Annotated in this window: 10 protein-coding genes; 7 read left to right on the plus strand and 3 right to left on the minus strand. The window is 70.7% G+C overall.

The window, feature by feature from the left end:
- Positions 1 to 184 precede the first annotated feature (184 nt).
- Positions 185 to 1,798, minus strand: coding sequence for an MFS transporter (locus F9278_RS02965; protein ID WP_152166855.1), 1,614 nt, complete (start codon positions 1,796 to 1,798; stop codon positions 185 to 187).
- A 237-nt stretch (positions 1,799 to 2,035) separates the two neighbouring features.
- Here F9278_RS02965 and F9278_RS02970 point away from each other — a divergent pair, with 237 nt between their 5' ends.
- Entirely contained in the window at positions 2,036 to 2,860 is an 825-nt protein-coding gene (locus tag F9278_RS02970) for a VOC family protein (protein ID WP_152166856.1), read from the plus strand.
- Between the two features lie 30 nt (positions 2,861 to 2,890).
- Here the strand turns inward: F9278_RS02970 and glgX are convergent, their stop codons facing one another.
- A complete protein-coding gene (gene glgX / locus F9278_RS02975) occupies positions 2,891 to 5,017 on the minus strand; it encodes a glycogen debranching protein GlgX (protein WP_152166857.1) in 2,127 nt (708 codons plus the stop codon).
- Positions 5,014 to 5,529, minus strand: coding sequence for a pep a2 (locus F9278_RS02980; RefSeq protein ID WP_152166858.1), 516 nt, complete (start codon positions 5,527 to 5,529; stop codon positions 5,014 to 5,016). Before F9278_RS02980 ends, glgX begins: the two co-directional genes overlap by 4 nt.
- A 268-nt stretch (positions 5,530 to 5,797) precedes the next feature.
- Between F9278_RS02980 and F9278_RS02985 the strand changes: the two genes are divergently transcribed.
- The 6 genes from F9278_RS02985 (at position 5,798) to F9278_RS03010 (ending at position 14,363) form a co-directional block, all read left to right on the plus strand.
- Positions 5,798 to 6,163, plus strand: a complete 366-nt coding sequence (locus F9278_RS02985; RefSeq protein WP_152166859.1) for a DUF5133 domain-containing protein — start codon at positions 5,798 to 5,800, stop codon at positions 6,161 to 6,163.
- 66 nt (positions 6,164 to 6,229) lie between these two features.
- Positions 6,230 to 8,257, plus strand: coding sequence for an alpha-1,4-glucan--maltose-1-phosphate maltosyltransferase (locus F9278_RS02990; protein ID WP_152166860.1), 2,028 nt, complete (start codon positions 6,230 to 6,232; stop codon positions 8,255 to 8,257).
- Complete coding sequence (treS, locus tag F9278_RS02995; RefSeq protein WP_152166861.1) at positions 8,254 to 9,990, plus strand: maltose alpha-D-glucosyltransferase; 1,737 nt, start codon at positions 8,254 to 8,256, stop codon at positions 9,988 to 9,990. Before F9278_RS02990 ends, treS begins: the two co-directional genes overlap by 4 nt.
- A 29-nt stretch (positions 9,991 to 10,019) precedes the next feature.
- On the plus strand, positions 10,020 to 11,405 hold the full coding sequence (locus F9278_RS03000; RefSeq protein WP_152166862.1) for a maltokinase N-terminal cap-like domain-containing protein: 1,386 nt from the start codon (positions 10,020 to 10,022) through the stop codon (positions 11,403 to 11,405).
- Between the two features lie 15 nt (positions 11,406 to 11,420).
- A complete protein-coding gene (gene glgB / locus F9278_RS03005; RefSeq protein ID WP_152166863.1) occupies positions 11,421 to 13,658 on the plus strand; it encodes a 1,4-alpha-glucan branching enzyme in 2,238 nt (745 codons plus the stop codon).
- 351 nt (positions 13,659 to 14,009) lie between these two features.
- The gene (locus F9278_RS03010; protein WP_152166864.1) at positions 14,010 to 14,363 is read left to right on the plus strand and encodes a VOC family protein; all 354 of its coding nucleotides are present in this window, start codon (positions 14,010 to 14,012) and stop codon (positions 14,361 to 14,363) included.
- Positions 14,364 to 14,416 lie beyond the last annotated feature (53 nt).

Genomic DNA, 14,416 nt, shown 5'->3' on the forward strand with positions numbered 1-14,416 from the left:
TGAGCCGGCTCGGGGGCCGACTCACGGGACCGGCTGAGGGGACTGAGCAGTCGGCCACCGCCGCAGGCACGACCTTGGCCGGCGTCGGCCGCCTCGCCGCCCCGGCCCCGGCGCGGTGCCGCCCCGGCTGTGGGGGATCCCGGCCCAGCGGCAGATGAGGCATCGCCGGGCGCGGCGCTGGGGCTCAGTGGTGGGTGGGTTGGTGGTCGGGGGTGTGGGTCTCTTCGGTGACGCGGGTGCCCGGGTGGCGGAGGGCGCACAGGAAGCCGATGCCGAGGGCGATGGCCATGCCGTAGAACACCCACTGGTTGGCCTCGGCGAAGTCCATGCGGATGGCGTCCATCGAGTCGCGCACCACCGTGCCGACGGGGCCGTCCCCGCCCGGTGCCTGGCTGTCCGGGTTGCCGGTGACCGCCTCGGAGATGTCACGGGCCGCGTCCTGCGCCGCGTCGTCCGGCACTCCCCTGGACGTCAGCGTCTCGACGACCTTGTCGGTGGTGACATGCGTCAGGATCGTGCCGTACACGGCCATGCCCACGGCCGCCGCGTAGTTGCGCACGGTCTGGGTGATGCCGGTGACCTCGCCGTACGAGGCGTTGAGGGAGCGGTTCACCGCGTCGGTCGAGGCGGGCGCGAGCAGGAAGCCGATGCCGGCGCCGGCGAGGGCGACGTAGGGCCACTGGTCGTGCATCGAGAGGTCGGTCAGTTTGTTGGCCCACAGGGCGAAGCCGACCGCGCCGAGGGCCGTGCCCAGCTTCAGCGCCGGCCGGGCGCCGCGTTTGTCGAGGATCCGGCCGCCCCACTGGGAGGCGATGGCGAAGCCGATGAAGAAGTACAGCAGGAACAGCGCGGCCTGGTTGGGCGAGGCGCTGAGCGAGACCTGCGCGTACACCGAGGCGAAGAAGAACAGCGGGACGAAGGCGAGCATCGCGAAGAACAGGACCGCCGCGTCGACGCCGAACGCCTTGTCACGGAAGACATGCAGCTTGATCAGCGGTTCGTCGACACGGAGTTCGTAGGCGCAGAACAGCACGAGGACCGCGAGGCCGCCGATGACGCAGGCCCAGGTGGCGAAGCTGCTCCAGCCCCAGGCGGAGGCCTGTTGCAGACCGAGCACGCTCAGGCCCATGCCGAGGGCGACGAGGACGGCGCCGGGCAGGTCGAGACGTTCGCGGCGGGCCTGGTGGGGGATGTGGGCGAGGGCGGTCAGGACGAGGGCGATGATGGCGACGGGCACGTTGACCCAGAAGATCGCCCGCCAGGTCCAGCCGGTGAGCCAGCCGCCGAGCAGCGGGCCGAGCGCGGTGAGGGCGCCGGACAGCCCGAAGAACAGGGCGAGCGCCCGGCCGCGCTTGTCGACCGGGAAGACGGCGACGACGACGGCGAGCGCGGCGGGGAACATCAGCGCGGCGCCCAGGCCCTGGGTGGCCCGGAACACGATCAGCCAGCTCACGGCGAAGCTGTCGTCGGGGACACAGCCGCAGAGCACGGAGGAGATGACGAAGATCAGCGTGCCGATCACCATCATCCGGCGGTGCCCGAGGATGTCGGCGAGCCGGCCGCCGAGCGCGAAGAACGCGGCCAGGGCGAGCAGATAGGCGTTGACCACCCACTGGATGCCCGACGAGGAGAGGTCGAGTTCGTCGACGATGCTCGGGGCGGCGATGGCGACGATCGTCTGGTCGATGAAGGTCATCGACACGGCGAACAACATCGCCGCGAGAGCCAGGGTCTGGTGCGGCGCGGCGGGGCCGGATGCGGCAGGCCCCGGCCCGGAACGTTCCTTCATATCGGCCATGGGTGGAATGTTCCCTTGATCCACTGCCGGGCGCATGTGCTCGGCGGTGGCACACGGTAAGAGCCGGAGACTCCCGGTCATCACCCGAACGGTCGTCCGAAGACGGCGGGAAGATCGCTGCGCCACCGGGGTCGGCACCCCGAGGCGGGGTACTCGACGGGCACCGGCCCCGGATCCGGTTGGACACTGGAGTGCGGCCGGGGTGTGCCGGCGGACGAGACTCAGGACGCGACTGCCATGAACAGCGACAGCAATCACCGGGGCACGGAGAACGCCCGTCACCGAGGCACGGAGAACGCCATCTCCAGCCACTCCGTCTTCGGCGCGCCCTGCTGGGTGAGCCTCACCAGCCGGGATCTGCCGGCCACGGAGAACTTCTACTCCGCCGTGCTGAGCTGGCGCTGGCGTACGGCCAAGCTCGGCGACCACTTCCGGATCGCGCTGGCGGACGGCGTGCCGGTCGCCGGGATCGCCGGGGTGGCGTCCCTGTGGCAGATGGCGGTGGCCTGGACCCCGTACTTCGCCGTCTCCGACGCGGACGCGGCGGCCTCCCGGGCCAGGGAGCGCGGCGGCACGGTCGCGGTCGGCCCGCTCTCCTTCCCGCCCGGCCGCGCGGCCCTGCTGGCGGACCGGCACGGGGCGTCCTTCGGGATCTGGGAGGGCGCGCTGTTCACCGACTGGGAGACCTGGCGCAAGGCGGCCCCGGCCTTCATCCGGCTGCACACCCGGGACGCCTTCGACGCGGCGATCTTCTACGGCGAGGTCCTGGAGTGGGCCACCGAGAAACCGGGCTGCTGCGAGGTCCACTACGAGGGCAACGAGGTCGTGCTGCGCAGCGAGGGCGAGGTGGTGGCCCGGATCAGCTCGGGCGCGCTGGAGGCCGCCCCCGACCCCACGATCCGGCCGCACTGGCAGGTCCACTTCTCCGTCTCCGATGTGGCCGCCTGCGTCGATTCCGCCCAGCACCACGGCGGCACGATCCTCACCCACCAGCCGCACGAGGCGGTGCTCCGCGATCCGGACGGCGCCCAGTTCACGATCACCTCGCGCGGCGAGCGCTGACCACCCACCCGGTCGCCAGGCGGGCACCGATCATCCGCCCCGGGAGGGCCGCGACAGCAGCACCAGCGCCCGCGCCTCGACGGTGATCTCGGCGCCCGCCTTGTGCTCGGCCTCGTCCGGGACGCCGTCCGGTTCTGCGGCGGTGTCGACGAGGGTCGCCCAGCGCTCGCCGTACGCGGCGCCGGGCAGCCGGAACTCCCTCGGCTCCCAGTGGCTGTTCAGCAGGAGCAGGAAGGAGTCGTCGACGACGGGTTCCCCGTGGGCGTCGCGTTCGGCGAGGGCGTCGCCGTTGAGGAAGACGGCCAGGGCGTGGGCGCCTGCGCGGTCCCAGTCGGCGGCGGTCATCTCCCGGGCGTCCGGCAGCAGCCACACCAGGTCGGGCAGCGGCCGGTCCGCGCGGGTCGGGGTGTCGCCGCGGAAGAAGCGGCGGCGGCGCAGCACGGGGTGGTCGGCGCGCAGGGCGATGAGGTCGCGGGTGAACGCGAGGAGCGCGCGGCGTTCGGCGTCGAGCCGCCAGTCGACCCAGGAGACCTCGTTGTCCTGGCAGTAGGCGTTGTTGTTGCCGCGCTGGGTGCGGCCCGACTCGTCGCCGTGGCTCAGCATCGGAATGCCCTGCGACAACAGCAGGGTGGCCAGCAGATTGCGCTGCTGACGTGCGCGCAGCGCGCGGACCCGCGGGTCCTTGGTGGGGCCTTCGACGCCGCAGTTCCAGGACCGGTTGACGCTCTCGCCGTCCCGATTGCCCTCGCCGTTGGCCTCGTTGTGCTTGTCGTTGTACGAGACCAGGTCGCGCAGGGTGAATCCGTCGTGCGCGGTGACGAAGTTGACGCTGGCGCGCGGGCGGCGCCTGCTGTGCTCGTACAGGTCGGCTGAGCCGGTCAGCCGGGACGCGAACTCGCCGAGCGTGTGCGGTCGGCCGCGCCAGAAGTCCCGTACGGCGTCCCGGTACTTGCCGTTCCACTCCGACCACAGCGGCGGGAAGTTGCCGACCTGGTAGCCGCCCTCGCCCACGTCCCACGGTTCGGCGATGAGCTTGACGCGGCTGATCACGGGGTCCTGCTGGATCAGGTCGAAGAACGCCGACAGCCGGTCCACCTCGTGGAACTGCCGGGCCAGCGTGGCCGCCAGGTCGAACCGGAAGCCGTCGACACGCATCTCGGTGACCCAGTACCGCAGCGAGTCCATGATCAGCTGAAGGACGTACGGGTGCCGCATCAGCAGGCTGTTGCCGGTGCCGGTGGTGTCGTAGTAGTGCGCCCAGTCGCCGTCCACCAACCGGTAGTACGAGGAGTTGTCGATGCCCCGGAAGGAGAGGGTGGGGCCCCGCTCGTTCCCCTCGGCGGTGTGGTTGTAGACCACGTCGAGGATCACTTCGAGGCCGGCCGCGTGCAGCGCCTTGACCATCGACTTGAACTCGGTGACCTGTTGGCCGCGGGTGCCGTGGGCGGCGTAGGCGTTGTGCGGGGCGAGGAAGCCGATGGTGTTGTAGCCCCAGTGGTTGGTGAGGCCCCGGTCCTGGAGGACGCCGTCCTGCACGAACTGGTGGACCGGCATCAGTTCGATCGCGGTCACGCCCAGCGAGGTGAGGTGCTCGACGACGGCGGGGTGCGCCAACCCGGCGTAGGTGCCGCGGAGTTCGGGGGGCACGTCGGGGTGGGTGCGGGTGAGTCCGCGGACGTGCGCCTCGTAGATGACGGTGTCGGCGTAGGGCCGCCGGGGCGGGCGGTCGTCCCCCCAGTCGAAGTACGGGTCGGTGACCACGCCGAGCATGGTGTGCCCGGCGCTGTCGGCGCCCGGTTCGTAGAGGGAGGGGTGGTTGTCCGTCTGCCCGTCGACGGCCGTGGTGTACGGGTCGAGGAGCAGTTTCGCCGGATCGCAGCGGTGTCCGGCGGCGGGGGCCCAGGGGCCGTGGACGCGGTAGCCGTAGCGCTGTCCGGGTCCGACGCCGGGCAGCCGGCCGTGCCAGACGAAGCCGTCGACCTCGGTGAGCGGGACGGATCGGTGGGTGCCGTCGTCGTCGACGAGGACCAGGTCGACGCGTTCGGCGACCTCGCTGAACAGGGCGAAGTTGGTGCCGGTGCCGTCGTGGGACGCGCCCAGCGGGTAGGGGTGCCCGCTGGACACGGGCACCCCTTTCCGGTCCGGCCGCACGGTCACCGGGCGCCTTCGCACTCGTCCGCGGCATCGGCGCCGGGCGCGCCGGCGAGGACGGCGACGGACGTCTCACGGGGCACTTGGAGCACCGCGCGCAGGGCCGGTTCGGGCACGGTCGGCACCAGGGGTACGCACTGGTCGACCGGCGCGCGCTGGGTGAACCAGATGACCGTGCCGCCGCGGGCCGTGGAGCAGCAGCCCCAGCCGTCGCTGAGCGCGGCGATCCGGGTGAGGCAGGGGCGCAGCTCCCGGTCCGGGCGCATCTCCGGGTCGGTCTCTCCCACCGCCGCGATGAGGTGCTGGCCGTTCCACCACATCTCGATCGAGGTGTGTTTGTCCGTGGCGTGCTCCTCGATCGCGCGCAGCAGCAGTTCGGCGCTGTGGCAGACGGGTCCGACAAGGGTTTCCAGGTCCCAGAACCGGAGGTGAGCGGCCAGGATGCGGCTGACCTGTCCGACCCGTTCCGGACTGACTTCCACGTCGAGGTGGTAGTAGCGAGGCACTGCGGTCTTCATCGTGGTGGGCTCCTCACCGGCGAAGCCCACGCCCCATGAGCACGGGGCGTGAGCACCGATCACTTCTGAGTCAGCTCCAGAGTGGGAGGGCTACGCCATTCGTGCAACACGAGCGACTCCCGGTGTGGTTGAAGATCCAACAAGACGCCCGGTGGTTACCTGTGCACCATGAGTGAAGGCATCGGCTCCGTGAGGCGCCGATGCCCCTCCGTGCACGACCTCCCCCGGGGAGCGTGCTCCGCCGAGAGTGCCGGGAGGGACCAGCCACATGCTGCTGCCCGCCAAGAACGAGGTGGCCAGACATCTGCGGCGCTACCGCACCTGGGAACGCGTGATGCTCGCGTCCCCGACCGACCGCGCGGCCCGGGACAGCTTCGAGGACTCGGGCTACACGCTGTGCGTGCTGATGGGCAAGCGCTGCGCCCGCGAGGCCGTGACGGCCGCCGAGCGCTACCTCCAGACGAGCCTGCCCGCCTATCTCCAGGAGCAGACGGGCCCGCCCTCCGGTCCGCTGGAGCAGACCGGACACCTGGGGCAGGGCCAGAACGGCAAGGCCCGCAAGGAGCAGCCCCGCAGGACCCGTGCCGTGGGGCGGGAGACGCCCTCCGGACGGCGTTTCACGGCAGGGCGGTAGGACCGCCCTCGTTCACGACCCGTTCGGCCCAGTGCCGATCCCCGAGCACGGCGGAGGTGAGACCCCATGAGCCCGATCCCGGCCCCGGCCGTCGGCCGCGTCCCCGTCAGGGACGTCCGTCCGCTCGTCGAGTGCGGCAGGCGTCCCGCGAAGGCGGTGGTCGGCGAGACCTTCGAGGTCACGGCGACGCTCTTCCGCGAGGGGCACGGCGTGGTGGCCGCCAATGTCGTACTCAAGGACCCGGAGGGCCGTCCGGCCCCTTGGACCCCGATGCGTGAACTGGTGCCCGGCACCGACCGCTGGGGTGCCTGTGTCACCCCCACCTCGGTGGGCCGCTGGACGTACCGCGTCGAGGCCTGGGGCGACCCGATCGCCACCTGGCGCCACATCGCCCGTATCAAGGTCCCGGCCGGGATCGACGCGGGGCTCGTCCTGGAGGAGGGCGCCGAGTTGCACACGCGCGCCGCCGCCGGGGTGCCGGAGGGCGGCGGGCACACCGTCCTGCTGACGGCCGTCGGGCGTCTGCGCGACGACACGCTCCCGGTGGCCGACCGGTTGGCGGCGGCGTTGGCCCCGGAGGTGGACGAGGTCCTGACCCGCCACCCCCTGCGCGAGCTGGTCACGTCCTCCGAGCCGTTGCCGCTGCTGGTGGAGCGGGAGAGGGCCCTGTTCGGGTCCTGGTACGAGTTCTTCCCGCGTTCCGAGGGCACCCCCCAGCAGCCCCACGGAACCTTCCGCACCGCCGCCCGCCGCCTCCCGGCCATCGCCGCGATGGGCTTCGACGTCGTCTACCTGCCCCCGATCCACCCGATCGGGACCACCTTCCGCAAAGGCCGCAACAACACCCTCTCCCCCACCCCCGACGACGTCGGCGTGCCCTGGGCGATCGGCTCCCCCGAGGGCGGCCACGACGCCGTCCACCCCGGCCTCGGCACCCTCGACGACTTCGACCACTTCGTCACCGAGGCCCGCGCACTCGGCCTGGAAGTCGCCCTGGACTTCGCCCTCCAGTGCTCCCCCGACCACCCCTGGGTGCACAAACACCCCGAGTGGTTCCACCACCGCCCCGACGGCACCATCGCCCACGCGGAGAACCCGCCGAAGAAGTACCAGGACATCTACCCCATCGCCTTCGACGCCGACCTGCCCGGCCTCATCGCCGAGACCACCCGCGTCCTGCGGCACTGGATGGACCACGGCGTCCGCATCTTCCGCGTCGACAACCCCCACACCAAACCGGTGGTCTTCTGGGAACACGTCATCGCCGACATCAACACCACCGACCCCGACGTCCTCTTCCTCGCCGAGGCCTTCACCCGCCCCGCGATGATGCACACCCTCGCCGCCACCGGCTTCCAGCAGTCCTACACCTACTTCACCTGGCGCACCACCAAAACCGAACTCACCGAGTACGCCACCGAACTCGCCGGCGAAGCCGCGAGCTACATGCGGCCCAACCTCTTCGTCAACACCCCCGACATCCTCCACGCCTTCCTCCAGGAAGGCGGCCGGCCCGCCTTCGAACTCCGCGCCGTCCTCGCCGCCACCCTCTCCCCCACCTGGGGCGTCTACTCCGGCTACGAACTCTGCGAGAACACCCCCCTCAAACCCGGCAGCGAGGAATACCTCGACTCCGAGAAGTACCAACTCCGCCCCCGCGACTGGGACACAGCCGCACGAGACGGACGTACCATCGCGCCCCTCATCACCGCGCTCAACGAGATCAGAAGGCGCCACCCCGCGCTCCACGGGCTCCGGAACCTGCGCTTCCACCACACCGGCAACGACGCGGTGATCGCGTACAGCAAGCGGGCGGGCGAGGACGCGGTCGTGGTGGTCGTCAATCTCGACCCGCATCGCGTCCAGGAGGCCACGGTCACGCTCGACATGGCGGAACTCGGCCTCGGCATGGACGAGAACGTGCCAGTGCGCGACGAGTTGACGGGGGAGACCTACCACTGGGGAAGGACGAACTACGTGCGCCTGGAACCCGGGCGGGCACCCGCGCACATCCTCCACGTCCAGCTCCCGACCGAGAGCACGTCCCCCTCGCCACAGGACTCGTCGCAGATCGGAGCGTCAGGCACGCCATGACCATGAACAAACCCATCCCGGACACCTTCGAGGACACTCCGCAGAGGGACCGGGACCCGGACTGGTTCAAACGCGCCGTGTTCTACGAGGTCCTGGTCCGTTCCTTCCAGGACAGTGACGGCGACGGCATCGGCGACCTCAAGGGCCTGACCGCGAAACTCGACTATCTGCAGTGGCTCGGCATCGACTGCATCTGGCTGCCGCCCTTCTTCAAATCCCCCCTCCGCGACGGCGGCTACGATGTCTCCGACTACACGGCCGTCCTCCCCGAATTCGGCGACCTCGCCGACTTCGTGGAATTCGTCGACGCCGCCCACCAGCGCGGCATGCGCGTCATCATCGACTTCGTCATGAACCACACCAGCGACCAGCACCCGTGGTTCCAGGAATCGAGAAATGACCCCGACGGCCCCTACGGCGACTACTACGTATGGGCCGACGACGACAAACAGTTCCCCGGCGCCCGCATCATCTTCGTCGACACCGAAGCCTCCAACTGGACCTTCGACCCCGTCCGCAAGCAGTACTACTGGCACCGCTTCTTCTCCCACCAACCCGATCTCAACTACGAGAACCCGGCGGTCCGGGAGGAAATGCTGGCCGCGCTGCGGTTCTGGCTGGATCTCGGTATCGACGGCTTCCGGCTCGACGCCGTCCCCTACCTCTACCAGGAGGAGGGCACCAACTGCGAGAACCTCCCGGCCACCCACACCTTCCTCAAGCATGTGCGCCGGGAGATCGACGCGCTGTATCCGGACACGGTCATCCTCGCGGAGGCGAACCAGTGGCCGGAGGACGTCGTCGACTACTTCGGCGACTTCCCGAGCGGTGGCGACGAGTGCCATATGGCGTTCCATTTCCCGGTGATGCCCCGCATCTTCATGGCGGTCCGGCGGGAATCCCGCTACCCGGTCTCGGAAATCCTCGCCAAGACCCCCGCGATCCCCTCCCGCTGCCAATGGGGAATCTTCCTCCGCAACCACGACGAACTCACCCTCGAAATGGTCACGGACGAAGAACGCGACTACATGTACGCGGAATACGCCAAAGACCCCCGCATGCGCGCCAACATCGGCATCCGCCGCCGCCTCGCCCCCCTCCTCGACAACGACCGCAACCAGATCGAACTCTTCACCGCTCTCCTGCTCTCCCTCCCCGGCTCGCCGATCCTCTACTACGGCGACGAGATCGGCATGGGCGACAACATCTGGCTCGGCGACCGCGACGCCGTACGCACCCCCATGCAGTGGACCCCCGACCGCAACGCCGGCTTCTCCTCCAGCGATCCCGGGCGCCTCTACCTTCCGACGATCATGGACCCGGTCTACGGCTACCAGGTGACCAACGTCGAGGCGTCGATGTCCTCCCCTTCCTCGCTGCTGCACTGGACCCGCCGGATGATCGAGATCCGCAAGCAGAACCCGGCGTTCGGCCTCGGCACCTACACCGAACTCCAGTCGTCCAACCCGGCGGTGCTGGCCTATCTCAGGGAGGCCCCCTCGATCGAGGAGGACGGGGACGACCTGGTGCTCTGCGTGAACAACTTCTCCCGCTTCCCGCAGCCGACCGAACTCGATCTGCGCGCCTACGAAGGACGCCACCCCGTCGAACTCATCGGCGGCGTCCGTTTCCCCGCCATCGGTGAACTGCCCTATCTGCTCACCCTCGCGGGCCACGGCTTCTACTGGTTCCGGCTCTCCCGAGTCCTCTCCCGCGCCGCCCGAGGGCGTTGAAGCGCGGGCCGGCGAAAGGACGCGTCACCATGTCGAAGACCGCAACCGCACTGCTCCGGCCGAGCGGTGAGGAGGTCGCCGCCGACCTCATGACCTCGCTGGCCGGGCTGCTGCGCGAGTGGCTGCCGCGGCAGCGCTGGTTCGCCGGCAAGGACCGGCCGGTCACGGACCTCGCCCTGCTGTCGATGACCGAGCTGTACCCGGGCTGTCTGCATCTGCTGGTGCACACCGGTCAGCCGAACCACACCGGTCACTGCGGGGTACCCGCGCCGGGCGGCACTCCCCCGGCCGGTGACTGCTACCAACTGCTGCTCGGAGTACGCGAGCACGTGGTCCCGCGTCTCGGGCGGGCGCTCATCGGACAGGCCCACGAGGGCCCGCTCGCGGGTCTGACCGTGTACGACGCGCTGTACGACCCCCGCTCGGCCCAACTGCTCCTGGAACGCCTGCGGCACCCCGGGACGGCGGGCCCGCTGCGCTTCGAGGCCGACCCGGACGTCCGGGTACCGGCCGGGCTGGCGCCCCGGCTGCTGGACGCCGAGCAGTCCAACTCCTCGCTGGTGTACGGGGACGCGTACATCCTGAAGGTGTTCCGGCACATCCAGGCGGGGGTGAACCCCGATCTGGAGGTGCCGGGCGCGCTGGCCGGGCAGGGATGCGGGCGGGTGCCCGCGCCGGTGGCCTGGTTCCGGACCACCGATCCGTTCCCGGCGACGCTCGGGGTGCTGCAGCCCTTCCTGCCCGACGCGTCCGACGGCTGGACGCTGGCGCTCGGCGCGCTCGCCGCCGGGCACGACTTCACGGCACAGGCCCGTGAGCTGGGCCGGGCCACGGCCGACGTGCATCTGGCACTCGCCTCGGCGTTCCCGTCCGGGGCCCATGACGAGAACGGGCGGACGGCGGCGGCGATGACCGAGCGGCTGGACGCCGCCGCGCGCTGCGTCCCGGCGCTGCGGCCGTACGTCCCCGGGCTGCGCACCGCCTTCCGCGCCCTGCTCTCCTGCGATGTCGGACCGCCCGCGCAGCGCGTCCACGGCGATCTGCATCTGGGGCAGGTGCTGCGGGCCGGCCGGGAGTGGTTCGTGATCGACTTCGAGGGCGAGCCGTCCCGTCCGCTGGCCGAGCGGTGCGGCACCCAGTCGCCGGTGCGGGACATCGCCGGGATGCTGCGCTCCTTCGACTACGCGGCCCGCCAGCGCCGGCCCTGGCGCCCGGAGTGGGCGAGCCGCTGCCGGGAGGCGTACTGCGCGGGCTACGCGGCCCGCGCCGGCTGGGACCCGCGCGAGAAACACGGTCTGCTGCGCGCCTATGAGACGGACCGGGCCGTGTACGAGGTGCTCTACGAGGCCCGGCACCGCCCCGACTGGCTTCCCGTACCGATGGCGGCGATCGAGCGTCTCGCCGTGAGACCGTGAGAGGAGACTGAGACCGTGGCCCTGCGCGACACCACTCCCCCCGAGGCGGCGGGCCCGCCCCCGCGCGGGCCCCGGCTGACCGTGCCCGCCCCTCCCCTGGCCCCCGAGGACCGTGCGCGGCTGCTCTCCGGCACGCACCACGATCCGCACGCCCTGCTCGGCGCCCGTCCGGTGCCGGGCGGGGTCGCGGTACGGGCCCTGCGTCCGTACGCGCACGCGGTGAGCGTGGTGATCGGCGGCGCGCGTACCTATCTCGCCTCGGAGGGCGACGGTCTGTTCTCCGTGCTGCTCCCGCTGGACGCCGTACCGCAGTACACGCTGCTCGTGTCGTACGAGGACACCGACCACGAGGTCCACGACCCTTACCGTTTCCTGCCCGCGCTCGGGGAGCTGGATCTGCATCTGATCCGTGAGGGGCGGCACGAGCAGTTGTGGAAGGCGCTCGGGTCGGAGCCGATGACCCATCAGGGGGTGGCCGGGACCCGGTTCGCCGTGTGGGCGCCGAACGCGCAAGGGGTGCGGGTCGTCGGGGACTTCGCCTGCTGGAACGGCACGGCGTTCCCGATGCGGTCCCTCGGAGCGTCCGGGGTCTGGGAGCTGTTCCTGCCGGGGGTGGGCGAGGGCGCCCACTACAAGTACGAGATCGTCTCGCGCCACGGCCATCGGCTGCTCAAGGCCGACCCGATGGCCAGATACGCCGAGGTGCCGCCCGCGACGGCGTCCGTCGTGCACGTCTCGCACTACGAGTGGGGCGACGCGGAGTGGATGGCGCGACGCGGGGACGTCCCGGTGCACGAGGCGCCGTTCTCCGTGTACGAGATCCATCTCCCCTCCTGGCGGCCTGGGCTGACGTACCGTCAACTGGCCGATGTGCTGCCGGAGTACGTCTCCGATCTCGGCTTCACCCATGTCGAGCTGATGCCGGTCGCACAGCATCCGTTCAGCGGGTCCTGGGGCTATCAGGTCACCGGCTTCTACGCGCCCTCGTCCCGGCTCGGCAGCCCCGACGACTTCAAGTACCTGGTCGACGCCCTGCACCGGGCCGGGATCGGGGTGATCGTGGACTGGGTGCCCGCGCACTTCCCCAAGGACGACTGGGCGCTCGGACGGTTCGACGGGGAGCCGCTGTACGAGCCCGGGGACAGCCGGCGGGCCGAGCATCCCGACTGGGGGACGTACGAGTTCGACTTCGGGCGGGTCGAGGTACGCAACTTCCTGGTGGCGAACGCGGTGTACTGGTGCGAGGAGTTCCATGTCGACGGGCTGCGGGTGGATGCCGTGGCGTCGATGCTGTACCTCGACTACTCGCGGGACTCGGGGCAGTGGACGCCCAATGTGTTCGGCGGGCGGGAGGATCTGGACGCGGTCGCCTTCCTCCAGGAGATGAACGCCACCGTGTACCGGCGGGCGCCGGGGGTGGTGACCATCGCGGAGGAGTCCACCGCCTGGGACGGGGTGACCCGGGCGACCGACAGCGGGGGCCTGGGGTTCGGGCTGAAGTGGAACATGGGGTGGATGCACGACTCGCTGGAGTACATGGCGCATGAGCCGGTGCATCGTGAGTACCACCACGACGAGATGTCGTTCTCGATGGTGTACGCGTACAGCGAGAACTATGTGCTGCCCATCTCGCACGACGAAGTCGTGCACGGGAAGCGGGCGTTGGTGTCGAAGATGCCCGGCGACTGGTGGCAGCGGCGGGCGAACCACCGGGCGTATCTGGGGTTCATGTGGGCCCACCCCGGTAAGCAACTGCTGTTCATGGGGCAGGAGTTCGCGCAGGGGGCGGAGTGGGTGGAGGGCTCGGGGCCGGACTGGTGGTTGCTCGATCCGGGGTACGGGGCGGAGGGGGACCATCGGGGGGTGCGGGATCTCGTGCGGGATCTCAATACGGTCTATCGGGGGACGTCGGCTCTGTGGCAGCGGGACACGGATCCGGCGGGGTTCCAGTGGGTGTGTGGGGATGCCGCCGAGGACAATGTGTTCGCGTTTCTGCGGTTCGACGGGGCGGGGGTGCCGTTGCTGGCCGTGTCCCACTTCGGTCCGGTGGTGCGGGAGGGGTATCGGTTGGGGGTGCCGGGGGGTGTGCGGGCGTGGGGGGAGGTGTTGAACACGGATGCGGCTGCTTATGGGGGGAGCGGTGTGGGGAACTCTCGGCCCGTCGAGAGTGAGGTGCTTGGGTGGCACGGGCGGGCGGGCAGCGTTCGGGTGACCTTGCCGCCGCTCGCCACGCTCTGGTTCCGCCCGGCCTAGTCTTGCGCCCCCGCCGCCCCTACCCGTCCCCTCCCCAGGGGCTGCGCCCCTTCGACCCGCTTTCGCGCTCCGCGCGGGGTGGGTTGTCGGCTGCCGGCCCGGTGGGGGCTGGTCGCGCAGTTCTCCGCGCCCCTGAAGAGCCGGGGCTGCGCCCCGGGCTCTTCGGGCCGACAAGCAGGGCGCAGCCCGTTCCAGGGGCGCGGGGAGCTGCGCGAGAAGCCCCACCGGGCCGGTGGCCGACAACGCGGGCCTCAAGCGAACGGTCAGGATCGGAGAAGCCTCTCCGGGGGCCCGCGGCCTAGCGTGGGGCGCAGGTCGTGAGGGCCGGAGACAATCACTGAGGAGGACGTCATGACTGCTGGGCTGAAGACGATCGTGTACCCCGTCAAGGACCTCGCCGGGGCGAAGGCGCTGTTCGGGGCGTTGCTGGGGGTCGAGCCGTATGCGGACACCCCGTACTACGTCGGGTACAAGGACGCGGGCCAGGACGTGGGCCTGGACCCGAACGGGCACGCGAAGGGGATGACGGGGCCGGTTCCGTACTGGCATGTCGCCGACATCCGGTCGACCCTCGCGTCCCTGCTCGCGGCGGGCGCGGAGACCCTGGAGGACGTCCACGACGTGGGCGGCGGCCGGCTCATCGCCTCGGTGAAGGACACGGACGGGAACCTCGTCGGCCTGGTGGAGGACACCGTCGCGGAGTAGCGCGGAGGCGGTGGATGCACCCGCAGTAGTTGCACGGACAACGACCGCCTCGC

It is taken from the genome of Streptomyces phaeolivaceus (assembly GCF_009184865.1).
Lineage (GTDB): Bacteria > Actinomycetota > Actinomycetes > Streptomycetales > Streptomycetaceae > Streptomyces > Streptomyces phaeolivaceus.

Excerpts from the sequence above, each read along its gene's own strand:
- F9278_RS02965 (WP_152166855.1), bottom strand. The coding sequence starts at position 1,798 with ATGGCCGATATGAAGGAACGTTCCGGGCCGGGGCCTGCCGCATCCGGC.
- F9278_RS03000 (WP_152166862.1), top strand. The coding sequence starts at position 10,020 with ATGTCGAAGACCGCAACCGCACTGCTCCGGCCGAGCGGTGAGGAGGTC.
- F9278_RS03010 (WP_152166864.1), top strand. The coding sequence starts at position 14,010 with ATGACTGCTGGGCTGAAGACGATCGTGTACCCCGTCAAGGACCTCGCC.
- treS (WP_152166861.1), top strand. The coding sequence starts at position 8,254 with ATGACCATGAACAAACCCATCCCGGACACCTTCGAGGACACTCCGCAG.
- F9278_RS02985 (WP_152166859.1), top strand. The coding sequence starts at position 5,798 with ATGCTGCTGCCCGCCAAGAACGAGGTGGCCAGACATCTGCGGCGCTAC.
- F9278_RS02970 (WP_152166856.1), top strand. The coding sequence starts at position 2,036 with ATGAACAGCGACAGCAATCACCGGGGCACGGAGAACGCCCGTCACCGA.
- F9278_RS02990 (WP_152166860.1), top strand. The coding sequence starts at position 6,230 with ATGAGCCCGATCCCGGCCCCGGCCGTCGGCCGCGTCCCCGTCAGGGAC.
- F9278_RS02980 (WP_152166858.1), bottom strand. The coding sequence starts at position 5,529 with ATGAAGACCGCAGTGCCTCGCTACTACCACCTCGACGTGGAAGTCAGT.